The sequence below is a fragment of the Bifidobacterium sp. genome (genome assembly GCF_022640935.1).
In the GTDB taxonomy this organism is placed as follows: domain Bacteria; phylum Actinomycetota; class Actinomycetes; order Actinomycetales; family Bifidobacteriaceae; genus Bifidobacterium.
Map to the genome: position 1 here is coordinate 182734 of NZ_JALCCV010000001.1, position 25454 is coordinate 208187.

General features: G+C 61.8%; 20 protein-coding genes. 9 read left to right on the forward strand and 11 right to left on the reverse strand.

Annotated features, from left to right (window positions below):
• The first annotated feature begins 57 nt into the window (after positions 1–57).
• The 5 genes from LKG04_RS00745 (at position 58) to LKG04_RS00765 (ending at position 5483) form a co-directional block, all read left to right on the forward strand.
• A complete protein-coding gene (locus LKG04_RS00745) occupies positions 58–1128 on the forward strand; it encodes an ABC transporter ATP-binding protein (RefSeq protein ID WP_291760806.1) in 1071 nt (356 codons plus the stop codon).
• Positions 1121–2176 (forward strand): ABC transporter ATP-binding protein, encoded by a 1056-nt coding sequence (locus LKG04_RS00750; RefSeq protein ID WP_291760807.1) that lies wholly within the window; start codon positions 1121–1123, stop codon positions 2174–2176. Before LKG04_RS00745 ends, LKG04_RS00750 begins: the two co-directional genes overlap by 8 nt.
• A complete protein-coding gene (locus tag LKG04_RS00755; protein WP_291760809.1) occupies positions 2173–2934 on the forward strand; it encodes a GNAT family N-acetyltransferase in 762 nt (253 codons plus the stop codon). The genes LKG04_RS00750 and LKG04_RS00755 overlap by 4 nt, the downstream gene beginning before the upstream one ends.
• 5 nt (positions 2935–2939) lie before the next feature.
• Positions 2940–4523, forward strand: a complete 1584-nt coding sequence (locus LKG04_RS00760; RefSeq protein ID WP_291763146.1) for a glycoside hydrolase family 3 protein — start codon at positions 2940–2942, stop codon at positions 4521–4523.
• 72 nt (positions 4524–4595) lie between these two features.
• On the forward strand, positions 4596–5483 hold the full coding sequence (locus tag LKG04_RS00765) for a MurR/RpiR family transcriptional regulator (RefSeq protein ID WP_291760814.1): 888 nt from the start codon (positions 4596–4598) through the stop codon (positions 5481–5483).
• Positions 5484–5514: 31 nt separating this feature from the next.
• Here the strand turns inward: LKG04_RS00765 and LKG04_RS00770 are convergent, their stop codons facing one another.
• Positions 5515–6978: a serine hydrolase domain-containing protein gene (locus LKG04_RS00770; RefSeq protein WP_291760816.1), complete on the reverse strand. Its 1464-nt coding sequence runs from the start codon at positions 6976–6978 to the stop codon at positions 5515–5517.
• 348 nt (positions 6979–7326) lie between these two features.
• On the opposite strand from LKG04_RS00770, the gene LKG04_RS00775 reads away from it, so the two are divergent.
• Complete coding sequence (locus LKG04_RS00775) at positions 7327–9513, forward strand: serine hydrolase domain-containing protein (protein WP_291760818.1); 2187 nt, start codon at positions 7327–7329, stop codon at positions 9511–9513.
• Positions 9510–10235 carry a type 1 glutamine amidotransferase gene (locus tag LKG04_RS00780; protein ID WP_291760821.1) on the forward strand — a complete coding sequence of 242 codons (726 nt, stop codon included), beginning with the start codon at positions 9510–9512 and terminating at the stop codon, positions 10233–10235. The genes LKG04_RS00775 and LKG04_RS00780 overlap by 4 nt, the downstream gene beginning before the upstream one ends.
• Positions 10236–10377: 142 nt before the next feature.
• Here the strand turns inward: LKG04_RS00780 and LKG04_RS00785 are convergent, their stop codons facing one another.
• From LKG04_RS00785 to dnaG, 10 genes are all read right to left on the reverse strand, one after another.
• On the reverse strand, positions 10378–11166 hold the full coding sequence (locus LKG04_RS00785; protein WP_291760824.1) for a serine hydrolase: 789 nt from the start codon (positions 11164–11166) through the stop codon (positions 10378–10380).
• A gap of 105 nt (positions 11167–11271) precedes the next feature.
• Entirely contained in the window at positions 11272–12096 is an 825-nt protein-coding gene (locus tag LKG04_RS00790) for an ABC transporter ATP-binding protein (protein ID WP_291760827.1), read from the reverse strand.
• A gap of 1 nt (position 12097) precedes the next feature.
• On the reverse strand, positions 12098–13123 hold the full coding sequence (locus tag LKG04_RS00795) for an ABC transporter ATP-binding protein (protein ID WP_291760829.1): 1026 nt from the start codon (positions 13121–13123) through the stop codon (positions 12098–12100).
• 1 nt (position 13124) lies between these two features.
• Positions 13125–14102 carry an ABC transporter permease gene (locus LKG04_RS00800; RefSeq protein ID WP_291760832.1) on the reverse strand — a complete coding sequence of 326 codons (978 nt, stop codon included), beginning with the start codon at positions 14100–14102 and terminating at the stop codon, positions 13125–13127.
• Complete coding sequence (locus tag LKG04_RS00805; protein ID WP_291760835.1) at positions 14099–15190, reverse strand: ABC transporter permease; 1092 nt, start codon at positions 15188–15190, stop codon at positions 14099–14101. Before LKG04_RS00805 ends, LKG04_RS00800 begins: the two co-directional genes overlap by 4 nt.
• A gap of 152 nt (positions 15191–15342) precedes the next feature.
• Positions 15343–16986 carry an ABC transporter substrate-binding protein gene (locus LKG04_RS00810; RefSeq protein WP_291760838.1) on the reverse strand — a complete coding sequence of 548 codons (1644 nt, stop codon included), beginning with the start codon at positions 16984–16986 and terminating at the stop codon, positions 15343–15345.
• Between the two features lie 246 nt (positions 16987–17232).
• Positions 17233–18276, reverse strand: coding sequence for a dipeptidase (locus LKG04_RS00815; RefSeq protein ID WP_291760840.1), 1044 nt, complete (start codon positions 18274–18276; stop codon positions 17233–17235).
• A gap of 103 nt (positions 18277–18379) precedes the next feature.
• The gene (locus LKG04_RS00820; RefSeq protein WP_291760843.1) at positions 18380–19597 is read right to left on the reverse strand and encodes a P1 family peptidase; all 1218 of its coding nucleotides are present in this window, start codon (positions 19595–19597) and stop codon (positions 18380–18382) included.
• The gene (locus tag LKG04_RS00825; protein WP_291760845.1) at positions 19588–20517 is read right to left on the reverse strand and encodes a serine hydrolase; all 930 of its coding nucleotides are present in this window, start codon (positions 20515–20517) and stop codon (positions 19588–19590) included. The genes LKG04_RS00820 and LKG04_RS00825 overlap by 10 nt, the downstream gene beginning before the upstream one ends.
• A gap of 797 nt (positions 20518–21314) precedes the next feature.
• Positions 21315–23480 (reverse strand): DNA primase, encoded by a 2166-nt coding sequence (dnaG, locus tag LKG04_RS00830; RefSeq protein WP_291760846.1) that lies wholly within the window; start codon positions 23478–23480, stop codon positions 21315–21317.
• Between the two features lie 184 nt (positions 23481–23664).
• Between dnaG and LKG04_RS00835 the strand changes: the two genes are divergently transcribed.
• Positions 23665–24519 (forward strand): glycerophosphodiester phosphodiesterase family protein, encoded by an 855-nt coding sequence (locus LKG04_RS00835; protein WP_291760849.1) that lies wholly within the window; start codon positions 23665–23667, stop codon positions 24517–24519.
• Positions 24520–24600: 81 nt separating this feature from the next.
• A complete protein-coding gene (locus LKG04_RS00840) occupies positions 24601–25335 on the forward strand; it encodes an MFS transporter (protein ID WP_291760851.1) in 735 nt (244 codons plus the stop codon).
• Positions 25336–25454 lie beyond the last annotated feature (119 nt).

Consider the following 25454-nt stretch of genomic DNA (forward strand, 5'->3'; position numbering starts at 1 on the left):
CCTTCCCTGCCGCAGCGCCGTGCAGAACCTCCTCGTGTCACGATTCGTGACCTAGCTGTGGCCTATAAAGTGAACCAAGGTCTGCTGCCTGCTGTGGAAGGCGTCACGCTCACGCTTGAACCGGGCACGATCACCGGGCTGGTCGGGGAATCCGGCTCGGGCAAATCCACGTTGGCCATGGCGTTGCTCAACGCCGTGCAGCCTCCGGGGCAGATCACCCATGGCAGCGTCGAGGTGGAAGGCGTGGGCGATGTGCTGGGCTTCGGCGACAGAGAGCTCCGGGAGGTTCGCGCGGCCACCATCGGCTACGTCTTTCAGGCTGCGCAGGACTCGCTCAACCCGTTGGAAAGGATCGGCAAGCAGGTCCTCGACCTAGGTCGGTCGCATCACGTCAGCGACCTGCGCCAACTGCTGCATTCATTCAGCGCACTACTGTCCGGCATGGGGCTGCCCGCCGAGCGCATTCTCGCCTCGTACCAGCATGAGCTTTCCGGCGGCATGCGCCAGCGAGTGGGCATCGCCTTCGCGCTGGCCCTGCAACCCAGCGTACTCGTGCTCGACGAACCTACGACAGCGCTCGACATGATCACGCAGGCCAACATTCTGAGCATCATCCGCGAGGTTCACCGCACGCAGGGACTCACCACGCTGCTGGTGACCCATGACATAGGCGTGGTAGCCGATATCGCCGACCATATCGCGGTGCTCTACGGCGGCCGGCTGGTGGAAGTCGGCGGCACCATCGAACTGCTCAGGCATCCCTGCCATCCCTATACCCGCGGACTCATCCGGGCGCTTCCCAGACTCACCGGCGATATCGACGCGGCGCAGCCCTTGGCCGGGCGGCCGCCGACGCTCGCTACCTTGCCGCGCAAAGGCTGCGTCTTTCGCGACCGATGCCCGATCTTCCAACGCGACCATGCCGCGATATGCGCCGAGCAGACGCCGCAGATGCGGCGCTCACCAGACGGTTCCACTTTTGTCGCCTGCCACTTCGCCGAAAAGATCGACGCCGAAGGGAATACCGCGGGAACGGATAGCGGCAAGGGCGTTGTAGCGGCTGGCGCGCCGAATACGCCTGCAGCCGCAGGCAAGGGAAGCCAAGAAGGGAATGCGATTCATGATTAGCCTTTCCGGCATCGAGAAGACCTATCGCGTGCGCGGCAAAGCGCTCAGCGAATCCGTGCACGCATTACGCGGCGTGGATTTAGAGATACCCGAAGGGTCGGCGATCTCCATCATCGGCGAGTCTGGGTGCGGCAAGTCCACGCTCGGGCGCATCCTCGCCGGCATCGAGCAGCCCACGGCCGGCACCTTCGCCGTCAATGGCGAGAATATCGATTCGTTCAACGCGAAGCACCGGCGCGATTTCTTCCGCGGGGTGCAACTCATCCATCAGGATCCGTATTCAGCGCTCAACCCAGTACGGACCATCTACGACATCCTTATCGACGTGCTGCACTTGCACGCCCGCATTGCAGACAAGGACGCCGACTGGCCGCAGCGCCGCCTGCTGGAGATCCTCAATCTGGTTGGGCTGGACCCTGAGTATGTGCTCCCCCGCTACCCGCATCAGCTCTCTGGCGGCATGCGCCAGCGCATCGTCATCGCCAGGGCGCTGGCCGTGGACCCGAAGGTGCTTGTCGCCGACGAAGCCGTATCCATGATCGATGTATCCCTGCGGCTCGGCGTCCTGAGGCTGCTACGTACTTTGCGCAGCGAGCTGGGGATTTCCGTGGTGTTCATCACCCACGATCTCGCCTCGGCACGCTACATCGGGCAGGACAGCACCGTGGTCGTGCTGTATCGCGGCTCGATCGTGGAACGCGGGCCTTCAGACACCGTGGTCTCGCAGGCCCCGCTGCACCCGTACACGCAGGCGCTGCTTTCCGCCATCCCCGTGCTGCGCGGCTTGGAGTCCAAGGCTCCCGTTCAAGTGGTGCCCACAGGCATCCTCGATGAACGCAATGACGATACCGGCTGTCTGTTCGCCCCGCGCTGTCCCTTCGCCCAGCCAGTATGTTTCACCGGCCGGCCTCCGCTCGCGGTGCCGGGCAAAGACAGTGGCTTTGGCGCGGCCGACCATGAAGTCGCATGCCTGTTCCCGCAGATACGACAGGTGGTTCCTTTGCGCTCCGATGTCGCAGCCGACAGCGGCAAGGAGGCTGTGGCATGATCACTCGCAACGCATCAGTCGGCGTTGCGTTGCGCACCGCCGATTCGAATAATGCTATGTCATATAACTCAGTATCGGGTGTCGCTGGCTCGCGCGACACCGCGCGATTCGCAATTCGCCCATATCGTGAGGGCGACGAGCCGGCACTGCGCGAAGTATGCGTGCGTACCGGCAAATCCGGCCAGGACGCGAGCGACTGGATTCCCGGCGGCCTGCTGCCCGATATCTATTTGTCGCCATATGTGCAGTATGCCCCCGACTTGGTGTTCGTGGTCGACCAGAACGGCATGCCTTGCGGCTACGCTATCGCAGCCGCGGATACGGCGGCCTTCGTCGCGTGGTACCGGGAGCATTGGCTGCCGGTGTTCTTGGAACGTCATCGGGTCGTCGACCAGTCGGCCAGCGCTGCCGACCGACTGGCGCAGACCGGCCGCCATCCGGAGAATTTTCTGGGACCAGATCAGGATCGGTACCCTGCTCATATGCATATCGACCTGCTGCCCGTCGCGCAAGGTCAGGGCGTCGGGCGCCGGCTCATGCAGGCTATGCTCGCCGAGTTGCATCGCCGCGGCATCCCGGGAGTGCAGCTCGGGGTGGGGGCCGGCAATTCACGTGCACGGGGATTCTATGCGCACCTAGGATTCCGGCCATTGCCGAGCGCGCCGGGCAATCCGCTGCAACTGTGCATCAGTACCGACCATATCGGCACCACGGTCAACACCGGAACAATTCCCGTTGGCACCGGCAGGGAGCAGTAATGTCCATGCCGATTGACAGCCGCCGTGATCGCACCGTGCGGCGCATGGTCTATCGCGTGCTTTGGCCTGGTTTCAACGGGACCACAACGCCCGAGTGGTTGGCACGCGCACTCGATGAGGGCCTCGGCGGAGCCCTGTATTTCGCCCATAATTTCGTTCCCGACGACGCCCAGCAGCCTCGGCGCCTGTCGGATCGCATCCATGCCATCTCTCCCGCCGCACTGCTGGGCGTCGACGAAGAAGGCGGCATCGTCACTCGTCTGGAAGCGGCAGACGGATCAAGCGAGCCGGGTAATGCCGTGCTCGGCCGCGTCGATGATGTCCAGGCCACCTGCCGATCCGGCCAGCGCATCGGCACGCTTGTGGGCAGCAATGGCATCGACATCGATCTGGCTCCGGTGGTCGATGTCAACAGCGATCCGCGCAACCCGGTCATCGGCGTGCGTTCCTTCGGAGCGCACCCGCAATTGGTCGCCCGGCACGGCGCCGCCATGGCACGCGGGATCCAGCAGGCCGGAGTCGCCTGCTGCATCAAGCATTTCCCCGGATATGGCGATGTCGTCAGCGATCCGCATCTGACATCTTCCTTGGCTCACCGCACACCCGAACAATTTCGCAGCATTCATCTGCCCCCGTTCGAAGCCGCGCTCCGAACGGGCGCCCAATGCGTGATGTCAGCCCACATCACCGTGCCGTATTTGGGCGACGATCCGGCGACCATCAATCCCAAAGCGCTGAGCATACTTCGCAAGGAGCTCGGTTTTGATGGCGTTATGATCTGCGACGCCTTGGACATGGCCGCCATCGCGGACACGATCGGCCAACGCCGGGGCGGCGTCGCGGCGCTGCTCGCCGGCAACGATCTGCTGTGCATCGGCAATCCGGCAGGCCACCCCGGGCATGGCGAGGATGATTTCATACGCGTCCGGGACGGCCTATTCGACGCGCTGGATGACGGTAGTCTGCCGATCGAAACGCTGGAACGCGCGGGAAAGAGAATCGAGCGGCTCTCATACTGGCGGGCGCAGCACAACCAGGACTGGCGGGCGCTGACGTCCCCTAGCAGTCGCAACACAGCTGACGGTACTAGGCAAGCTCCATCACAGGAAGGCGAGCAACTGGCAGCGCGTGCGCTGGAAGTCCATGGGGATGTTCGTCTGGCAGCCAGCGGACGACCGGTCATGCTTGTCGACGCGCGCAGTTCACGCTCGCCGGTCATAGGGCCAGGCGCCAACCGTTTCATGCGCGCCTTGAAGGAGCGCGGCCTTGATGTTGTGACGCCGCAGCCGTACACCGGCAATGCTGCGGCCGCCGGTGCGGATGGCGCTGCACGGCTGATCCGGCAACTGTCTGGATATGAGGGCGACATCGTGCTCATCGCCGGGCTGCTGCTCGAAGGCAGCGAAGAATGCGCATTCGTCACCGGCATACTTCATTCGAAACCGCAGGCTGTAGTATTGCAGACAGGCTGGCCGGCCACCGGCGGCGTTGTGGCGGGCCGCATGGTGCGGACATATGGCGATGCGCTGCCCAACGCCCGGGCGGCCGCCGGAATGCTTGCCCCGAACCGCCATGGTTCCGGGTGTTGAGACAACTCAAAACAATCCGAATATCTGCAAACCTGTAGCCATTAATCTCCAGGATCTCCAAGGAGAGCCGTCGTGCCCGAAAACCTTCTTATGCGCCTCAAACAACTGCTCCCGGCATTGCGTCCCAGCGAATCGCGCGTCGCCGAATTCGTGCTCGAGGAACCGCTTTCAACGTCCCGGCTTACCATCAGCGAACTTTCGAGCCGATGCGGCACTTCGCTCGCCACGGTGATGCGGCTGTGCAAACGGGCCGGTTTCGACGGGTATCGCAGCTTCCGGCAGGCGCTGACAGTCGCGGCCGTCGCCGATCAGGACAGGCGCATCGACTTCGGCGTTTCGAACGGCGATATCGATCTGGCAGATCCAGCGGTGGCGGTCTATCGCAAGATGGCGTTCGAAGAGGCTCAGGCCGTGCAAGACACTATTACGATGCTTGACTTCGACGTAGTGGCCAACGTGGTGGAGGCATTGGACAAAGCCCCTCGCATTGACGTGTACGGGCAGGCATCCAGCGGTCTGGCGGCCCAAGATCTGCAGCAAAAACTCAGCCGTATCGGCCGCCCGACCAGCGCGTGGTGCGATCCGCATCTTGCGTTGGTGAGCGCTGCGACGCTCCCCAAAGACTCCGTTGCCATCGCCTTCTCGCATTCCGGGCAGACGCGAGAGACCGTCCGGGCGCTGCGGGCTGCCCGGCAAAGCGGCGCGCTGTGCGTGGCGATCACCAACTACGGCGACTCCCCCATCACTACGCTGGCCGATCTGACGATCACCACAGTGTCGAAGGAAACCCGCTTCCGTTATGCCGCCATGCCGAGCAGGATGGCGCAGCTCATCATCGTAGACGTGCTGTTCATGGGCGTGGCACGCCTTCATCCCGAGGAGACGCAGAACCGACTCGCCAAGACGTTCGCCGCAGTACGCGGCGAGAAGATCGCCGATGTCTCTCAGTTGGATCGATAGCTAGGCTTTTCCGGTCGTCGCTATGTCGCCGTCATGCTATTTTCGGCGTGACCCTGTGTCCGGCGGCAACGTATCGGGTGCCGTGCGACGAGCTGATGAAGGCTATTTCGGTGGGGTCGCGTTCGTCCGGGCGCTGGATGGCATAGAAACCTTGCGTCGTGCGGTGGAGCGGCAAGGTGAGCTGCACGCCGTAGGGGCCATCGTCCTCGTCCGGTTCGATGACGGCCAGTACGCCGGTCGGACCGCCTGCCTTGAATTCCATATGCTCCCCAAGACGCTCATAGGTTCCCAGAATCGCCGCCGCATCCTCGGCGCCGATCGGCGCCCCGTCAAGCTGGACTGTCGGGCGCGGCGCGACGCCTGCCCGCGCCGCCAGCACGGACGTCGCATGCGCCGCCATCTGCGTGCCGGCATCGGCGTTGGTCAGCACCACGATGGCCGTGCGGCGTCGCGGAAAGACCACGACGTTCGCCCGTTGCCCCTCGGTCGCTCCCCCGTGCCCGAAGGCCGGCTCGCTACCCCAGTTCGGCAGCTGCCAGCCCAGTCCCCAGCCATTGTTCTGCACGCCCTGCTCGCGCAGATTCACCTGTTCACGGGTCATCAGCACAGCGCTATCGGCAGACATGATCCTCGCGCCATTGGGCGCCACGCCGCCGTCGAGGAAAATGGAAACAAAACCGAGCACGTCGCCGATCGACGCGGACACCTGTCCGCACGGCCCGGTGCATCTCGGCAGATGCCACAGCTCGGCAGGCTGAACAGGAGCCGGGAAGATCTTCTGATCGATCGCGACGGCACGCTGATGGCCAAGGCATGCCGAATAGCGCAGAACATCCTCCGGCAGCGTCCAGACATGCCCGAATCCCGCCGGCCCGGCAATGCACTTGCGCAGCGCCTCGTCCCAGACCATGCCTCGCAGCACCTCGATTACCCGGCCCAGCACCACGAAAGCCCCGTTCGAGTAGCTCAGCGGCCCGCCCAGCGGCGTACGAGCCGGGAATCGCCCGATATACTCCACGTATTTGGCCACGCAATCGTCGCCGCGCCCCAGCGTATCCGGGAAGGCATCGCCCTCGATGCCGCTGACATGGCACATCAGGTCGCGAATGGTGCAGTGCTCGGTGGTTTCAGGCGAGCCGACTATACGAAAATCAGGCAAGACGTCCTTGACTCGCGTGTCAAGCGCCAGCAGCCCTTCATCGATCAGCTGCATGGCAAGCACTGTGGTCCAGATCTTGCTGATCGAACCGATCTGGAACAGCGTGCCTTCGATCACCGGGTACCCGGTGGCCTGATTGATCACGCCGGACCATGCGGCATCCGCATGCAGTGTGCCTTCCTGCGCCGGCGCGAGCACGCCGACTGCCGCGCCCGGCACGCCGTAGTCCTTGATGGCCTGATCAATCAACTCCTGCAATGCGTCATGCCCGATCAGCGTCGTCTGCCCATGCTTCACCGTATTCGTATCGGCAGTGTTCATATCCACCTTATTCATAGGGCCGCTCCTTGCAACACCTCGTCTGCGGACGGCACCGACATCGCGCCTGATGTCGCATGCGCGCAATGCAGCCGCTGGCATGATCGGCATCATGCGCCCGTGCCTATCGGCCGCAATCAGTATCATGAGTCGGGAGTGATTCGGTATGAAAACCACCCGCCCCCGGCATCAGACGTCACGTTACACGCCGCATATCAACGCGAGTTAAACTCGCCGTCATGCGTCGCATTATGCCGATCCCAGGGGTGATGGCATCCAGTCGAGGAGCTCTGGCCATACGATGCCTAGTCGCTATGGTCAGACAGCCAAGGCGATGCACGCGTCGGTCAGGCAGAAGGAGCAGGCATGAGGCAGTCCCAGATCGACACCGGCAGCGTCGACGCCCGATGCTTCCCGGAGATAGATAGGATGATCCAGTCCGTTGTCGCCGAGGGCAAAGCACCATTCTGCGTATATGGCATCTACGAGCAGGGCGCGCTTATCCACACCAATGGCTTTGGCGCGCCTGAAACGCTGGCGATGCACGACACCTCGGCGCTGCCGGAATCAGTACCTTCACAATCAACGCTGCCCGAATCAACGCAGCGGACGAGCCATGAAACGCCCTACGCGCATATGCGATTCCGCATCGCTTCCATGTCCAAAAGCTTCACTGCGGCCGCCGTGCTCCGACTTGTCTGGCAGGGCCGACTCGATCTCGATGAGCCGGCCGCCACGCTGCTGCCCGAGCTTGCCACGACGAACGCCCATGACGACGACGCGTTCCCGATCACCATCGCCGACCTGCTCTCCATGCGCTCAGGGCTCGCCACGGACGATGCCTGGGCCGATCGGCAGGAATCCATGTCGCACGAGGAACTCCGGCAGCTGCTCGCCCGTGGATTGCGCACCGTGTTCCGACCGGGCGAGGGGTACGAATACTCGAATATCGGCTTCGCGATCCTTGGCGAGGCAGTGCGCACAATCACGGGATCGGAACTGCCGGACTATGTGCGTACGGAATTTCTCGAACCGCTCGGGCTGCAGGAGACCACGTATGATTATCGCGAGGCCGATCCCTCGATGCTCATCTGTGGCCATCACCGTGCCGCTTCAGGGGCATGGGTGTTCGAGGAGTTCACCGCGCCCGGCGCTTTCAGCGCGATCGGCGGAGTGATCAGCAGCGTGCATGACATCGCGCGTTGGAATGCGTGGCTCGGTGCCGGATTTTCAGACAATGGCCTTCCGCGGGAAGGCGCTCTTGCCGAAGACATCATCTTGCCTCGCCGTTTCCGCCGTCTTATGCAGATCGGGCATAACCCGATTCCGCCGATCGCGCGTTCGGGTTCGAACCGGGGCAGACTCACCCGTCGGGCGACGAGCGAATACCAGTCCTATGGATATGGGCTGGTCGTCGAGCACGACGCGCGCTACGGCGATATCGCACACCATTCCGGCGGCTACCCGGGTTACGGCTCGGATATGCGCTGGCATCTGGGGTCCGGCATCGGCATCGTCACTTTGGCCAACGGCCGATATGCCACGCCGGGCGGCGTCGCCTCACAGGCGTTGAGCATGCTGCTGGATTCCGCGTGCACACCAATGTCAGGCTCACGATCATCGCATTCGCGGGCGGGCGCGGCAGGCGCGCGCACCATAGCCGGCTCATCGGCCGTTGCAGCGAGAAGCATCCGCTTGTGGCCACAGACCGAAATCGCCATGGGCCGCGTGTGCGCGATGTTGCAGGCCTTGCCGAGCTTCGGCTGCGATGCAGGCGTTTGCCTGCCTGCTTTAGAATCGCTGAGCGATCTGTTCTCGATGAATATCGTCATGGACTCCTCCTTGGAGCAGCGCGCGGCCGAGCTTGCAGCCGTGCTTGTCCAAACCGGCCCCCTGCTCGGCACGAGGCGCAGTCCGGTAGCCGGATTGCTGACCGGCGGAGCATGGCGTGCGAACCGTATGACCAAGTGCAGCCCGGTCGACCGCTCTGCACTTGGCGCTATCGGGGCCGCAGCCACCACTGGGGACCCATCAATTCTCGATATGCCAGGACTTGGCCCGATATACGCTAGCGCCAGAGCCAACGCCACCGGCAATGACCCGACCGCAGCGACTCACGTCGGCCATCACGCCGGCAAGGGCGTTTCGCCGGTCAGACATGACATCGCCGATGGCGAACCTGGTCTGCGAGCCGTTGTGGCGAATGCGGGCGCGCTGACCGCCCAGTCCCCCGCGCAATTATCGTGGACCATGCCCTGCGAACGTCATCCCCTGCGCTGTTCGATCAGGCTTAATCCATTGCAGCCGCCCGAAATCGAGAGCCTCGATTTCGCGGTGGCCGACGCGCCGAAAACCGATGACATCGTGGTCATCGAGCCGCAGGCCCGCATCATCATGGATACCGCCACAGACATCGCCGAGGACGACGGGCAAGGCAGCCTTCGCGAGCCCTTCGCCCGCCAAGGACGACGCAATACCGGCAAACATAGGAACGACAACGTCGGCAGGCATAATGCGGCGCGCGACGACAGCGACGAAAGGGGCCACGCATGACGACAGTCAAGGCGTTGGTGATCGGTCATTCGACAACAGCAAGCCTCCGGCGGATCGGACCATGGTTCGGACAGGCGGGATTGGATTACGAACTTGTGTTCGGCGGCGCCGGATTGCCCAGCAGCCTCGAAGGATATTCGGCGCTGATCGTGCTGGGCGGAGCTCCCCTGCCAAATGAAGACGACCGTTTCCCGTGGCTCGTCCAGACCAGAGCGCTAACATCGCAGGCTCTGGAGCGTGGCATCCCCATGCTCGGCATTTGCTTGGGCGGCCAGCTGCTGGCCTATGTAGGCGGCGGCCTCGTCGAGCATCGCAAACTCCGGCCCGAGCATGGCATGACCACGATCACACTCGAATCGGCGGCCAGGCACGACCCGCTTTTCATCGCTCTGCCGCGGCGATTCTCGATGACGGAGAACCACGTGGACCATATAACCAGTCTTCCTGATCAAGCCGTGTTACTGGCACATTCGGACCGCGCTCCCGTACAGGCGTTCCGTATGGGCGATTGCGCGTGGGGTTTGCAATTCCATCCCGAAGTAGCGGCCGAGAATATCGTTGACTGGGACGCTGAGGAGCAGCGCAGCGTCGAGGCCGATGGCTTCGTTTGGGCTGATATCGTTCGCCACGCACGCGAAGCCGGCGCCGAAAACGCGAGGCTCGCCCAACGTCTCGCCACTCGTTTCGCCGCCATATGCGTGGAAAAAGCCTCAACGCGCTGACCGGGTGCGCATGCTGTCTATGTTCTTCTGCTCACCCAATCAATGCACTGGCCTCGGCGCAATATTACAGATTCGGTCACGATGTCTCTTCCATCTCGAGTCCATCCCGCTCCCGATGCGCTGCGTACGGTTGCAAGTCGTCCTAATCACCGAGCGCAGCCGCGGCGACCGCGCGGATCGCCTCGTGCGCGTCATCCGGCGCGTATCCCCTGGTGCAGACGGCAAGCACGCGCAGATCCGCCGAATCCGGGTCGCCGACGAACGCGACATCGTGCTCGATGCCGTCGACCGAGCCGGACTTCGAGCCCCATGCCACGCCATGCGGCAGCTCGCTCGCTATGACCGCATAGCGCTGCCGGGAGAGCGCCTGGCGCAAAACCTCGATATCGTTATGCGCGGACCAATCGCCGTGCACCGCCGCGAGCATGAGCTTCGAAAGGTCGTCGGTGGTGACCTCGTTGGGCAGACCGCGGTTACGGGCGGCGATGTCCCCGATGAGCCGCTCGATGTGCAGCCGATGCATGCCTTGCTCCTTGCACAAGCGCTGCACGCGAGGAATGCCGATCAGCCCGAGCAGCATGTCGGTCGCCTCGTTGCTGGACCGGTCGATCATCGCGTCAAGCAGCTCCCGCACACTCATAGGGGTGCCGGCTTCGGGAATCTCGTTGTCGGCCTCCTCCGGGTCGTCGGCGAGCGAGAAAGTCCCGCCCGCGGCCGATTCGAACGTATGCGTGGCCGGGACCGTCTGCTTCCAAGTCAGGCGACCGGCTCCGATCTCCTCGATCGCCGCCATCGCCACCGCCAGTTTGATCGTCGAAGCCGCATAGAAGATGCGCTCCCCCGCGCGCCGCGCCAAGGCATTCCCAGCGCTGTCACGAAGCGTGAAACTGATTTGCGGCGTGCCGTCACTGTAGTCGCTGGCTGTGCTCATACCTGTACTTCCCGTGTCTCTTGCATACGCAATGTCCCGCTGAATATCAGTCGCACTCCCAATCATGTCGGATGTCGTACCTGCAAAGCGCGCATAACAGCTGCTTTACACCTCCCCGTGGTAGGCAGGCAGGTGACCCAATCCATCAGGCACAGGTATGGCATCGAGCAAGTTCTTCGTATAGTCTTCTTTTGGATGATTCCAGATCTCCTCGGTGGTTCCCGTTTCAACGATCCTTCCTTGATTCATCACGACTATGCGGGTGGCGATGAGTCGAACGATCGATAAATCGTGGCTGATGAACAGCAGCGAGGAATCCGAACGGGAGGCGACCTGTTTCATCAGGATCGCGGTCTTCGCCTGCAGCGACGCATCAAGCGAAGCGATCGGCTCGTCGCCTATCAGCAGCAGCGGCGAGGTCGCCATCGCGCGCGCTATGGCGATGCGCTGACGTTGGCCTCCGGAGAACTGGTGCGGGAGCTTGTCGGCATCTGAAACATCCATCTGCACCTCGGCAAGCAGCTCCTCCACGCTCGGCACCGCAAACGGACTGATTGCCCGAGCCTCTTCGATCTGTGCACGCACTGTGCGGCGCGGGTTAAGCGAAGCATAGGGATTCTGGAACACCATCTGGATGCGCCGCAGCTCCGTCAGCCTTCGACGGAATCCGAGCGGCGTGATCGGCACATCGTCGAATACGATGCTCCCTGACGTGGGCGCCACGAGCCCGCAGATCACTTTCGCCAGCGTTGACTTGCCGCATCCTGATTCGCCGACCAGTCCCACGACCTCGCCCGGAGCCACCTGAAGGTCGACCCCGCGCACGGCGTGCACCATTCTGCCGCCTACCCTGTAATCGACGACGATATGGCGCAGGTCCAGTCCGGAATTGAACTTGGCAGCGGTATGGAAATCATGCTGTTGCCCCATCTCAGGCCTCCTCGTCGATTTTGCCGATCGCGCCAGCTCCATTGGCCGCGCCGGTTTCGCCGGCCTGGCTGACCTTCGTCGGCGATTCGATCGTTGGAATGCTCGCATCGCCAGCATCCAAGTTCATGTCAACGTTCTCGACTGTGCCGGCATCCCAGGCCGCGTTGCTCGAACCAAGTTCGCCAGCGGCCTCCATGCGCTCTTCGACCTTCGTTGGCAGCGAGTTGATCAGGTCGATGGTGTAGGGATGCTGCGGATGGTTGATGATGTCGTACCGGTCGCCGACTTCGACGATCTTACCCTGGCGCATCACGGCTATGGTGTCTGCCAGCGCGCTCATAACTCCGAGATCGTGGGTGATGAGCAGGATGGTCAGTCCAAGGCGCTCGTTGAGATCTTTGAGCAGGTGCAGGATGCCCGCCTGCACAGTCACGTCCAACGCCGTGGTGGGTTCGTCGGCGATCAGTACGCGCGAATTGCAGCTCAGTGCCGTGGCGATGGCGATGCGCTGCAATTGTCCGCCGGAGAATTGATGTGGGAACCGTTCGAGAGCCTGTTCAGGCTCTGGCACCTGCACAAGTCTGAGCAGTTCAACCGCGCGTTCGCGCGCCTGCTGTTTGTTCAGGTGCAGATGGTAGCGCATGCCATCCGTCAGCTGCCGTTCGATGGACAGCATCGGATGCATGCTCGACGTAGGGTCTTGGAACACCATGGAGATGCGGCGACCGCGATAGCCGTTGCGTTCGCGCTCTTTCATCCCCAGCAGCTCCGTTTCGCCCGCGTATTTGACCGAACCAGTCAGTTTCGCGCCTTCAGGCGGCAAACCGAGTATCGTCATGCCCGTCAATGATTTGCCGGATCCTGATTCGCCGGCGAGTCCGCTGATCTTGCCCGGAGCGATGTCGAGATCGACATGGTCCAGCAGCTTTCGACCATACAATTCCATGGACAGCCCGCGAATCACAATGCCCGCGGCCTTTTCCCTCGAGGCGAACAACGCGTTCTCTTCCATTCTGCGTTCGCTCATGTCACTCCCCCTGCCTGCCGGCGCTGTAGCTGCGGTCGAACCAGTCCCTGACTGCGTCACCTACGAAGTTCTCCGCTATCACGACCGTGAAGATCGCAAGTCCGGGGAAGAAAGCCAACCACCATGATGTCATGCGCATCACGCCCTCAGACACCATCTGTCCCCATTCCGGAGTAGGCGGCGTAGCACCGAGGCCCAGGAATGACAGACCCGAAAGCGTCAGCAGGCAATCGCCCAGATCTACGAACATGAGCACGAAGATATGCGGCAGGATGTTCGGCAGGATGTCTTTGAACAACGAAGCGAAGGAGCTTCGTCCGAGCAGCCTGCCCACAATGACGAATTCGCTGTTGCGGAAGCCTAACACCAGCGAACGGACCAGCCGCGCATAGGTGGGCCAGCTTACGAGCACGACGGCGAGGATAGCGTTCTGGATGCTGGGGCCGAGGGCGGCGGAAATGACCATGGCAAGGATAGTCGAGGGGAAGGCGAAGACCAGATCGGTCAGACGCATGAAGATCTCATCGATTCGGCCGCCGAAATACCCGGCCATGGCGCCGATGAAACAGCCAAGCGCCGAGGAGATGACCACGAGGACGATCGATGAGGGTATCGAGACCCGGGATGCGGCGACAACCCGCGAGAAGATGTCGCGGCCGAGCGTGTCGGTGCCGAACAGATAATTGCCGCCGGGCGCCGCGAGACGCGGGCCGCTCTGGTCCAGCGGGTCATGCGGCTCAAGCAGCGGCGCGAAGATGATGATCGCAATCCACAGCGCGATGATGACCATGCCGATGATCGCCAATGGCGTGCGTAGGCTCTTGGGCACGCCGAAACGACGCTTGGTCATTTTCCGCACGACCTTCTCGGGAAGCGCCGGGCCTGCCGGAACTGCTGCCGCCCCGTTCGCCGGTCTTGCCGTGGCGTCAATGCCCGCTGCCGCCGGGTCTGCCTGCGCGGTTTCATTGGCCGTGCTCATTGGATCCTCACTCTCTGGTCAACGAAACCGGTGATGATGTCGACGAGGAAATTCACCATGATATAGACGACGCCGATGACGATGCCCACGCCCATGATGCCTTGCAGATCCAACGCCATGGTCGCCTTGAAGGCATATTGGCCGAGGCCGTTCCAAGCGAAGATCGATTCGGTGAGCACCGATCCGGTGACCAGCCCGGCGAACAACAGCCCGGTGCGGTTGAGGATGGGGACCGCAGCCCCGCGCAGGATATACCCGAACACGACTTTATGGGAAGGCAGGCCCTTCGCCCGCGCCGCCAGCACATAATCCTGGTTCATGGATTCGAGCACCGCCGACCGCACGAAACGCATCAGGCTGCTCAGGTTGGCCGTAGCCAAGACCAAGGCGGGCAGGCACAGGTGCCAGAGCGCATTGACGAAGGTGGACCAGTCTCCCGCTATCAGGGAGTCGATGGTATACAGGCCGGTGACGTTGGGCGGTGGGGCTACCCGCGAATCAAGCCGACCCGAGCCGGGGAAGATCCCCAGCTCGTAGAAAAGGAAATAATATCCCATGGCGCCAAGCCAGAACGTCGGCACGGACACGCCGCCCAACGACAGCACCCTGATGAGCTGATCGGCAAACCGCCGGTGCCGGAGCGCTGCATACAGGCCGATGAGCACGCCAAAAATGATCGTGAAAATGAAGACGAACCCGCCCAGTTCCAGCGTCGCCGGCACAACGCGTTTGAGATCGTCGAGCACAGGCGTTTTGGTCAGGAACGACTGGCCGAAATCACCATGCAGCAATCGGACCAGATACAGCCAATACTGCTCCCATAATGGCTTGTCGAGCCCAAGTTCGGCCCTGGTGCGCGCGACGGCGGCTGGGTCGTTGGCCTCCTGCTCGCCCAAGATGGAATTCACCGGATCGGCCGGGACAAGATTGGTTAAAATGAAAGTGACGAGCGTGACGCCGAAAACCAGAAACACACTGATCAGGAAGCGTTTGCCGATATACAAGGCAAGAGGATGCCCGATGCGGATCTGCCGCCAGAAGCCTGAAGGATCCGATTCGTCTGGATCATCCTCGCGGCTCTTGCGCATATTTCCTATATTCCCCGCCGTGGGAGATACTGCCTGTGCCGTCATATCACCATTCCTGTCCGCGATTCAACTCACCGTATGGTCGGTGCGAATGCAGCCGGGGTCGCGAGTCCGCATGAACTCGGCGAACTGCGCGACCACAGCGACTCGCGCTACTTTAGCGTAGTGAGATCGAGATTATTCAGCAGGTCGTAATTCACGTCGGTCAGATCCGGACGCGAGACGACATTTGCTCCTTGCACCACCAACGGGACGAATGGGCTACCCTGGTTCAGCCCATTCTGCAGGTCCTGCCATGCCTTGTCTCGATCCGATTCGCCACTCGCGCTCTGCGCAGCCTCGACAAGCGGCATGATGGCGTCGGCCGAGGCGGAAGCGGCCCATCCGCCGGAGGACTTGGCTCCGGCAGTGGTATACCACCCTGCCCGCTTTGATATGTTCTGGTCGGGAGTAAAGACGAAGTAGTCGGAGGGATCGGGATAATCAGCGCCCCATGTGCTCAAGCCTGCCTGGAATTTGCCGGATCGGAAGGTGTCCAACCGGGTCGTGGTCGGCTGGCCTACAAGCTTGATATTGACGCCGAGCGCCTTCATGTCCGATTGGAAGAGCTGTGCGATCTGGGTAGCGGTATCGTCGTCGGACGAATACAGGAAGTTGATCTGCTCGTTGTTGTATCCGGACTTCTTGAGCAGTGCCTTCGCCGCATCGAGATCATACGAATCTTCGCTGGAGCTCTTGAGGGCGCCCAGGAAGGAATTGGGCACCATGCCATAGGCCTGTTCGGAACCCTTGCCGTAGATCGCCACATACTTTTCGTAGTTGACCGCCTTGCGCACGGCGTTCACGAAGTTCACGTCAGCGGCCTTGCCGCCATATTGCGGATCGGAGTTGAACCACAGGAACGTCGTGGATCCGGAAGGCCCGGAGGACACATGCGCCTCGGAGCTCTTGAGATTGGCCGCCTCATCGGAATTGATCGAAAGCGCGATGTCGGTCGTGCCGGCCTTGATGTTCGTCAGCTCGGTGGACGAGTCGACATTGTTCATGACGACAGTGTTGTAACGGGGCTTGTCGCCGTTGAACTTCGGATTGCGCTTGAGCGTCACCTTTGAATCCATTGAAACCGAATCGAACTGGTATGGCCCAGAGCCCGCGGAATGAGCGTTGAGGTATTGATCGGCCTTGTCCTTCGGAGTGAGTGTGCCGCCGTTCGCCTCCACAACGCTTTTCTCTACGATGCCGAGGTTGACGCTCGGTAGAATGTAGGGAATTGCCGGATTCGGCGTTTCGCTGGTCAACGTCAGGCTCGTGTCATCTTTCTTCGCTACGGTGACGCCGTCAAGGTAGAACGACGGATTGCCTTGGATTCCCTGCACACGCTGGTATGAATAAACGATGTCGTCTACGGTGACCTTCTTGCCATCGGCGAAATAATGATCGCCGTTCAACGTCAGCGTGACGACTTTGTTGTCGTCGGAGATTGTGTAAGTGCAGATTTCAGGCTGCGGCTTGCTCATGTCATTGTCGACGAACTTCAGCGCGGACTGATAGACGGCCCTCAGGACGGTCACGGCCGTGGTTTCGAAACTTCTCGCCGGGTCGAGGGTGATGAGGTCAAATGAGCTGTCGACCACCAGTGAATCGCTGTTGCCCGTGTTGGCGGTTGCGCCCTTGGACCCCTCGGCGGCGCCGCACGCGGCGGTAGTGACCAGCATGGTGGCAGCCGCCAGAGCGGCAACGGAAACCTTGCATAATTTACGCAGATAGCCACCAAGGTTTTGTTGGGAATGATTCATATTTTCTCTCCTACAGTCGTGATTCGACAAAATCTTGAAACTGCTCCTGCACACTGTTTGTCTCTTGGCGCACAGGCATAAGCCGATTGAAGACCCGAAGTGTTACCGGCTGATGTTGCGCAAACTATCATTGTGTAACACATTGCGCCGTTATGGTCATTTTCAAGCGTTGCATGCCACATATATATGCAGTATTACGCATAAAGAGCTGCGACGCGCGCGAGCTTTTACATGAATCGTCGTCGGCTACTCCCCCGCTGCCATGAACGCGCGATAGGCGCCGTCATTGGCCTTCAGCACGCGCAAGGCGTTCTTCCAGCCGAGCTTGTTGAGGTCCTCTTCGCTCCAGCCGCGCGAGCGCAGCTCGGCGAAAAGGTTCTGGTATTCGCCGACGTCCGACAACCCTTCGGGCATGGCGTCAGTGCCGTCGAAGTCGCCGCCGACGCCGACGTAGTCCACGCCCATCGCCTCGCGGGCAGCCTCGATGTGATCGGCCACCATGCCCACGGTGACCGCTGGGCGCGGGCCGTGCTCGCCGTTCTCGTACCAGTCATGGAGCTCGGCCGAGACAAAGCCGGGGACGGCGGTGATCATCTGCACGCCACCATTCTCGGCGAGCATGTGCTGCACGTCTTCGGGGACGTTGCGCGGGTGCGGATTGACCGAGAAGCAGGACGAGTGGCTGAACATGACCGGCAGCTGCGAAGCCTCAAGCGCGTCGCGCATGGTGTCGGGCGAGACGTGGGCGAGATCCACGATCATGCCGATGCGGTTCATCTCGGCCACGATCTCACGCCCGCGGTCGTTGAGCCCGTGCCACTTATGCTCGCCGACCGAGGCATCGGCGAACTCATTGGTGTTGTTCCATGTCATCGTCATATAACGCACGCCCAGGCGCGCATATTCGCGCAGCACGGCCATGTTGTTCGCGATCTGGTGGCCGCCTTCGATGCCGATGAGCGAGGCGATTCGGCCCTCGTCGCGTGCGGCCAGCACATCCTTCGCGCTCGTGGCCAATTTGAACGACCCCGGGTAGCGGGCGCACATGCGATGGATGAAATCGATCTGCTCAAGCGTGGCGATCACGGCGTCGCCGCCCTCGAAATCGCTGTGCACATATGCCGACCAGAACTGGGCCAAATAGCCGCCTCGCCTGAGTTTCGGTATGTCGGTGTGCAACGTCTGCTCCAGCTCCTGATCAATGCCCTCGACGCTGTAACCGCGATTCGCACGCGACTCCCATGGCAGATCGTTATGCCCGTCGATGACTGGGATGATGACTTCGTTCATGTGATGCTCCTTGTGTTGCCTGTATGATCCTGTTTGGATTTGCCATTAGGTTTGTTCAGTCGGTTTTGCCTGTTCCGGATCGGTTCGAGCGCATCGGACTTATTTAGATTCCGGGTATCGCAATACTCGCCCTGCGGCATGCGTCACGCAGACTGAGCGCCGAACCGTATGCGCCGTCGATGACGCTATGGGCGTGGGCCAGGGAGCTGATGATCGATTCCTCGCTGGCGGCTGCCACTGCGCGCAGGCATGTGTCCATGACGTTCTCGTTCAGCCGTTCGCCTTGAGTGACCATGGGTTCATGGCTGCCTTCACGGTCTTCGCCGGCCCAGTGTGCGATGCGGTTCGCCGTGCTGAACGCCACGACGATCTCCCCGCTGCCGTTGCCGATGTAGCCACCGCAGCGCGTGATGCCGACCGTCACCCGTTTGCACAGCCGCAGCAATTGCCTCGAGTCCGCCGGCAGGTCAGTCGCGACCACGGCGACGATGCTGCCTTTGTCTTCGCCGCCTTGTCTGTGTCCGTCGAGATCCGCAGGTTCCGAAGACTCTTCGCGCGTTTCCTGCGCAAGTTCGTGCGCCAGGCTCCTGCCGATCGGCCGGCCGTCGTAGCGCAGGCATTCCATGGACCCGAAATTGGACATCACAAGCACGCCGATGGCGAACTGCCGGCCGTCGAATTCCACGACGCGCGACGACGAGCCTATGCCGCCTTTCAAGCCGAAACATACCATGCCGCTGCCGCCGCCGACATCGCCTTCGCCGAATTCCGGCGCAGCTCGGGCAATCGCCTTCAGTCCGTCTTCGGGCATGACATTCATCGCCCGGATGTCGTTGAGCGTCCCGTCATTGCATTCGAGCACTACGGGGTTGACCGTCCCCGTGCTCACGCCTATCTCCTCGTGCCGGTCCATCGAGTAGCGAACCAACGCGTCGAAGCATGCGCCGCACGAGAAGGTGTTGGTCAGCAGGATCGGCGTCTCCAGGCTGCCCAGCTCCTCGACCTGCACCAGCCCCATGCTTTTGCCGAATCCGTTGGACACGTAAGCCGCAGCGGGCAGCTTGCTGGCGAAGCAGTCGCCCGGCGGAACGATCGCCGTGACGCCGGTGCGCACCGTCCGTTTGCCCGGCACGACACGAATCGCGGTGTGCGGGCCCATGCCGGACTCGGAAGCGGGAGCATGAGACGCGCCTGTTACCCGGCCGGGCGCCGAGAGCAGCGACACATGGCCTACCGTGACGCCTGGCACGTCGGTGATCAGGTTGCGAGAGCCTTTGGGCGCGTGGCACAGTTCGGCATTCAATGCGGCGTTCACTCCCATACGCCGCCGCGTTCCTGCTCGGTTTCGGCGCACGCATAGCGCCGGATTTTCGCGCCGAGTCCGCGCATGCCTGCTAAGACTTCGTCACGCAAGTCGCCGTGGCGCGCCTTGTCCCAATTAGCCAGTATCGCCCAGGTGACGCTTGTCCCCGTCGATTCGGCCCTGACGAGCCCGACATCGCAGCGCACGTCCGACTCGGTGCCGGTCTTGTGGCACAGCCGGAATCCAGCATCGGAAGGCCAATGGGCGAGCGGATCGACGTTGAAGGCGCCGGACGCCATCGACGTGTCGGCGTCGGCGGCAAGCCAACGGATGATCTGCTGCGAAGCTTCGGCGCTGATCAGCGTGCCATGTGCCAGCCGCGACATATAGTCGCAGAGTTCATCCGCGCACCCGCGCGACATGTCATCGGGAGATTGCGGCCCGGGCGGCCGCTCCCAGCGCACTTTGTCGAGCAGATTAGATGTGCGATAACCCAATATTTCGCGAGTGCAACGCTGCACGTTCCCCAGCCCCGCATGCTCCACCAGCAGATTCGTAGCGTAGTTGTCGCTGAACGCGCCGATCAGCACAGCCAAATCGGCAACGGTCCAAGTTCGCGCATTCAGCATGTACAGCAACCCGGAATCCTCCATAGGGTCGTCCGGCCGCTCATAGTCCCTGTCGATCACGTCAACTAGGGAAATGGTCCCCACCTCGGCCTGCCGCATCACTTCGGCCAGCAGGAACAGCTTGCCGATGCTCGCCGTTTTGAGACAATCAGCGGGGTTGAGCGCGAACAGCGTGGAGCTAGGGCTGGGCGTGGGGCCGGAAGCCCTGCCACCGCCCTCGTTTTCGTTCTCCAGGCGAACCTTCGATACATCGCGGATCATAATCGACCAGTGCACATCAGGGTGCATCTCGGGGGTAAGTTCCAGCATGCCAGCAATTGTGCGCCTTGCATGTTACCAACGGGCTACGGGCCTCGCCGCAACCCGCACAACCACACGCGCACGCGGGCGCGGGCGCGGGCGACCGCACACAGGCAAACCCGATTCGACGGAAAGCGGCAGCCGGGATCAGCGTAAAACCATAAATGAAGTTTCTTGAAGTCAAACGTTCGGATTGGTTGATATATGGACACAACGTCTTTGCCATAGGACACGAGAGGAGGCAATTCTGCATTCCTTGGCAGATTCCTGCGTCGCGGAACATGATCGCTGGCATATTGCGGGTTCCGTAACTGAAAATGGTAGGAATCAATTTTCCCGATCGTTGCAATCATCGGAGTTTGCGAATGCCATCAGTTCTGGAACTTGCCAGCGGACGCGCATAGAGCCGGATTTTGCGTTACGCGAGGCGAATATTCCCCCATGCAACGCAAAAAGTGCCCGAAAATCCATTACGTAAGGCTATCACGACTCCGACGGTCCCCAAACAAGCAGGCAATTACGCCCAACAACTGCGATTCATATCGCATATATGCTTCAACACCTTCCCTCTTGACTGCCCAAGGAGCCGCGACCAGCAGAGTAGCCCAACTGTCTGGAGCAGTGCCGCTGCTCAGAGCGCCCAACCTTCTCAAGCAGTTCGACCATTCAGATTCCTTAGCCCAGAACACTGAGGAAGCACCGGGCTGCTCAGGCTTTCGCAGCTGCGAGGCAGCTCAAACGCATCGTCGTCACCCAGTCTACGCAGCACAGACCCAGGCCACTCAGACCCGCGCAAGCGCAATCGCTCAAGCCACATTGCCGTAGACCTGTGATTGTAAGTCTTTGCGGGCGGTCTCCATCGTGGTGATGTCGCCCAGCAGCGTGATCTTCTCCTCGCCGTCGGGCAGTTGCGACATCTTGCGTTTGGCGGAGCCGATGCGGCGCATGAAGCCCATGTCGAGCAGCCGCACGAGCAATTCGGCGGCGTAGCGCTGCTCGGCCGGGCTGGGTGTGCGCAGTTGCACGGCCGCAGCCTGGACGATCTGCCCGTTGCGCATCGCCGAGCCGATCGGGACTCCGGCCGACGAGTTCCCCGAGCCAACTGCAGCGCCCGCAGAGCCGGACGAATCACGCGGGTCAGGTGGCAGCGGCAGCGGCATGACAGCCAGCTCGTTGATGACCTGTTCGAGCATCGGCCCGCCTGCCTTGGTGAGGCTGTGGATCCATAGCCCCTGCGGCTCGTCGTCACTGGGCAATCCGCCAGCGGCGGCCACTACCTGGAAGAGCGAGCGGAACACCGGGGTCATGAAATTCGACAGGCTCAGCCGCGCGAACCACGTATGGTTGATGGCACGAGGCACTTGGATGAGCATGGCCATGAACTGCTGCTCGCAGATGAACACGGCGTCATCAATACGATAATAGGTCTGCTCGTTGGCGTCGCGGCGCTCAAGCGCCTTGCGACGGGCCGGGTTCGCGTACGGATCCTGCCCGCGCTCCCCCAAGCCCGCGAAACCACCGGAACCGCCCGCACCGCCAGCTGCCGACCCACCGTATCGACGTTTCGACGCATAGGCGTCATCGTCGCGCACATTCTGCTGCCGCCGTGCGACATTGACCTCGCGGCGCATGATGTCTAGGTCCACGCCGATGCGGCGCGTCGCCTTACGCGTGTATATGTCCAGCAGCGAGCGATCGCGAATCTGCGCGATCAGCGGGGCAGCAGCCTTGACCGCGCCCATCTGGCCGGTCGTATATGACGTGTCGAAGCGCGCGATGGCGGCATCGATCACGAAATCATACAGCGGCTTCGCATGCTCGATCAGCGAACTCACCGCCTCGTTGCCCTGCTCCAAGCGCAGGTCGCACGGGTCGAGATTGCTGTCGGCGACCGCCACGAAAGTCTGCGAGAGGAACGCCGAATCAAGGGAAAAAGCATGCAGCGCCGCCTTCTGCCCCGCCGCATCGCCATCGAAGGTGAACACGATGCGCGAACTGAGCGACTGCCCTTCCACATTGAGCGGCCCGATGAGCTGCACGGCTCCGAGCGAATCGTCGGAGATGAGCCGGCGCACGATTTTGGCGTGCTCCGCGCCGAAGGCGGTGCCGCAGGTCGCCACGGCGGTGTCGATGCCGGCCAAGTGACAGGCCATCACGTCCGTATAGCCTTCGACGATGACTGCCTGACGTTTTTTCACGATGGCCGACTTAGCCAGATCAATGCCGTAGAGCACCTGCGTCTTGCGATAGAGCTGCGTGTCCGGGGTGTTGATGTATTTCGCGCCGATCGTATCGTCGTCGTACAGCTTCCGTGCGCCGAAGCCCAGCGTGCGCCCAGTGGAGTCGCGGATCGGCCAGGTCGCCCGCCCGCGGAAATAGTCGTAGACGCCGCGCTGGCCCTGGCGCGCAAGCCCGGCATCGAGCATTTCCTGCTGGGTGAAACCCTTGCCGGCCAGGTAGCGCACGAGATTGTCCCAGCCTTGCGGAGCATACCCGCAGCCGAAGCGCTCGCAGTCAGCCTGGCTGAAGTTGCGCCCGCCGAGAAGCTTGCGCGCCGCGAGCGCCTCTTTCGTCAGGATCTGCGAGACGAAGAATCGCTGCGCTTCCTCGTTGGCATCCAGCAGCCGCGTGCGTTTCGATCCGGAATGCTCTTCGCGGCCCGACCCGGCCTCGTAATGCAGTTCGATATGGTACTTGTCGGCCAGCAGCTCCACGGCCTCACGAAAGTCGATGTTCTCCTGCTGCTCGACGTAGCCGAACACGTCGCCACCCAGACCGCAGCCGAAGCAGTGCCAGACGCCCAATGACGGACGCACCGAAAAACTCGGCGTCTTCTCGTCGTGAAAGGGGCACAGCCCTACGTACGTGCCGGTTCCCGAAGGCTTGAGCGTCACAGACGCGGACACGATGTCGTACAGGTCCGCCGCACCGCGCACCTTCTCCACATCTTCCTTCAGGATCATTCCAGCCATAATGCTCCACGATACTCGTTCGTACTCATATAATCCTGTGCCGTATCTCTCATCGCGAATGCACAAACGATCCCTGATGCTCGAACCTCGCCGCATCCGTTGAAAACCAACAGTTCATCAGACGTTCATACACCGGTCGGCAGGAAGCTGCCGAAAACACCTCGCCATGGCCCAAGATGGAAGCATGACAGTCGCGAGCAATGTGAAAACCGCAAGTGATGCATGCAACGCCACCGACATGAATGTTCTGAGCGAAACAGGCCTGTCAGATACGTCGAGCACGCCTGCGGCAACGCCCGCCAAACGTACGCAAATCCTGGGCTATGCCGGAGCCACGCACGCAGCGCCGCCCAACACCATGGAGGCTTTCCAAGCCGCGCTCGACGAAGGGGCGGACGGCACGGAGCTCGACGTGCAGCGTACGAGCGACGGACGGCTGGTGTGCATCCACGATGCCCAGCTGGGGCGCCTGAGCGACGGCCATGGATTGGTCGGCGAGCACACCTATGAGGAGCTGCGCCGCCTCGATTTCTCCAAAACCAGACCCGGGCTCGCTGCCGCCCGCATCGCCTTGCTGGGCGATGCGCTGGAGCTCATGCGCGAACATAATAAATTCGTCAACATCGAAGTGAAAAGCACCGACGTGATCTATCCGGGCATCGAAGCGCAGATCCTGCGTCTCGTCACCGACCTGCACATGAACGAGCAGGTGTGCTATTCCACCTTCAACCATTTCAGCCTGTTGGAATTCACTCGGCTCGACTCCGCCGCCCAGATCGCGCCGCTGTACAACGAAGGGCTCGTGGATCCATGGGCGTATGCCAAGCACATCGGAGCCTCGGCGGCGCATCCCTACTACCGCAATCTGACCGAAGGGCCCGGCGTGCTCAATGGATTCCTCAGATCCGGAGTGACGGTGCGCGCCTGGACCGTGGACGAGCCCGACAGCATCCGCTGGCTCGTGGCGCATCACGTCGACGCGATCATCACCGATGTGCCGGGCGTCGCCAGGCACATTCGAGACGACGGCGAAGCATGACGGCATGGTGCTCACAATGTTCTTTTCGATTTACCGCACGCGCCATCTTCAAACCAGGCATCATCACGAGGAGCAGAAGCAATGACTAATCCCGAAACCTCCGCCACACCGTTTGGGACAGCTGACAGCACCATCCAACTCCTGTCGGCTGAATCAGCAGCGCAGCTCTCCGGTGCAGCGACGAGCCGCGCCAACACGGCTGCAAAACTCGACTACGGGCGCACCTTCTCTATCGGATTCGGCATGCTCGCCATCTCCGCGGCGTGGGCCTTGTACAACGCCTACGTCCCCATCAAGCTCAAGGATCTGCTGCTGCCGACGGCTGTGGTCGGCGCAATCATGGGCATCGATAATTTCTGCGGTCTCACCCTGCAGCCGCTGTTCGGCATCCTGTCGGATTCGGTGCGCACGCGCTGGGGCCGTCGATTGCCATTCGCCCTGTTCGTGGCCCCGATCTGCGCGGTCGCGTTGATGCTGATAGCCATCGCGCCCGGAACTACGCTTACTGTGATCGCCGTGGTGGTTTACGCGATACTCATGTCCACGTGGCGGGCGCCTATCGTGGCGCTGATGCCCGACGTGACGGCTTCCGCCGTGCGCAGCAAGGCCAACGGCATCATCAACTTCATGGGCTCGATCGGCTCGGTGCTCGCCCTGGCCGGAGGAAGTCTGCTGTACAGGCGCTACGGGATGACAGCGGCGTTCGGTGCCGGCGCGATCATCATGGTGCTGGCCATCGTCTCGCTGGTGGTGATGGTGCGCGAACCCCGGGAATACCGGGTGCGTGAAGGCGGCAAGGCGCAGATACCGGGATAACGCCCGGATTTTTGCGCAGATTGGTTGGTGCTTGTTGAAGTAGTGGGGCATGGCTTGTCGCCTGTGTACGATTTCAGTCGCCAAACTATTAACCGCTATGGGAAAGCAGGCGACGATAA

Excerpts from the sequence above, each read along its gene's own strand:
- LKG04_RS00795 (WP_291760829.1), bottom strand. The coding sequence starts at position 13,123 with ATGAGCGAACGCAGAATGGAAGAGAACGCGTTGTTCGCCTCGAGGGAA.
- LKG04_RS00805 (WP_291760835.1), bottom strand. The coding sequence starts at position 15,190 with ATGCGCAAGAGCCGCGAGGATGATCCAGACGAATCGGATCCTTCAGGC.
- LKG04_RS00760 (WP_291763146.1), top strand. The coding sequence starts at position 2,940 with ATGCCGATTGACAGCCGCCGTGATCGCACCGTGCGGCGCATGGTCTAT.
- LKG04_RS00770 (WP_291760816.1), bottom strand. The coding sequence starts at position 6,978 with ATGAATAAGGTGGATATGAACACTGCCGATACGAATACGGTGAAGCAT.
- LKG04_RS00775 (WP_291760818.1), top strand. The coding sequence starts at position 7,327 with ATGAGGCAGTCCCAGATCGACACCGGCAGCGTCGACGCCCGATGCTTC.
- LKG04_RS00750 (WP_291760807.1), top strand. The coding sequence starts at position 1,121 with ATGATTAGCCTTTCCGGCATCGAGAAGACCTATCGCGTGCGCGGCAAA.
- LKG04_RS00840 (WP_291760851.1), top strand. The coding sequence starts at position 24,601 with ATGACTAATCCCGAAACCTCCGCCACACCGTTTGGGACAGCTGACAGC.
- LKG04_RS00800 (WP_291760832.1), bottom strand. The coding sequence starts at position 14,102 with ATGAGCACGGCCAATGAAACCGCGCAGGCAGACCCGGCGGCAGCGGGC.
- LKG04_RS00785 (WP_291760824.1), bottom strand. The coding sequence starts at position 11,166 with ATGAGCACAGCCAGCGACTACAGTGACGGCACGCCGCAAATCAGTTTC.
- LKG04_RS00825 (WP_291760845.1), bottom strand. The coding sequence starts at position 20,517 with ATGCTGGAACTTACCCCCGAGATGCACCCTGATGTGCACTGGTCGATT.
- LKG04_RS00755 (WP_291760809.1), top strand. The coding sequence starts at position 2,173 with ATGATCACTCGCAACGCATCAGTCGGCGTTGCGTTGCGCACCGCCGAT.
- LKG04_RS00790 (WP_291760827.1), bottom strand. The coding sequence starts at position 12,096 with ATGGGGCAACAGCATGATTTCCATACCGCTGCCAAGTTCAATTCCGGA.
- LKG04_RS00810 (WP_291760838.1), bottom strand. The coding sequence starts at position 16,986 with ATGAATCATTCCCAACAAAACCTTGGTGGCTATCTGCGTAAATTATGC.
- LKG04_RS00835 (WP_291760849.1), top strand. The coding sequence starts at position 23,665 with ATGACAGTCGCGAGCAATGTGAAAACCGCAAGTGATGCATGCAACGCC.
- LKG04_RS00815 (WP_291760840.1), bottom strand. The coding sequence starts at position 18,276 with ATGAACGAAGTCATCATCCCAGTCATCGACGGGCATAACGATCTGCCA.
- LKG04_RS00820 (WP_291760843.1), bottom strand. The coding sequence starts at position 19,597 with ATGGGAGTGAACGCCGCATTGAATGCCGAACTGTGCCACGCGCCCAAA.
- dnaG (WP_291760846.1), bottom strand. The coding sequence starts at position 23,480 with ATGGCTGGAATGATCCTGAAGGAAGATGTGGAGAAGGTGCGCGGTGCG.
- LKG04_RS00780 (WP_291760821.1), top strand. The coding sequence starts at position 9,510 with ATGACGACAGTCAAGGCGTTGGTGATCGGTCATTCGACAACAGCAAGC.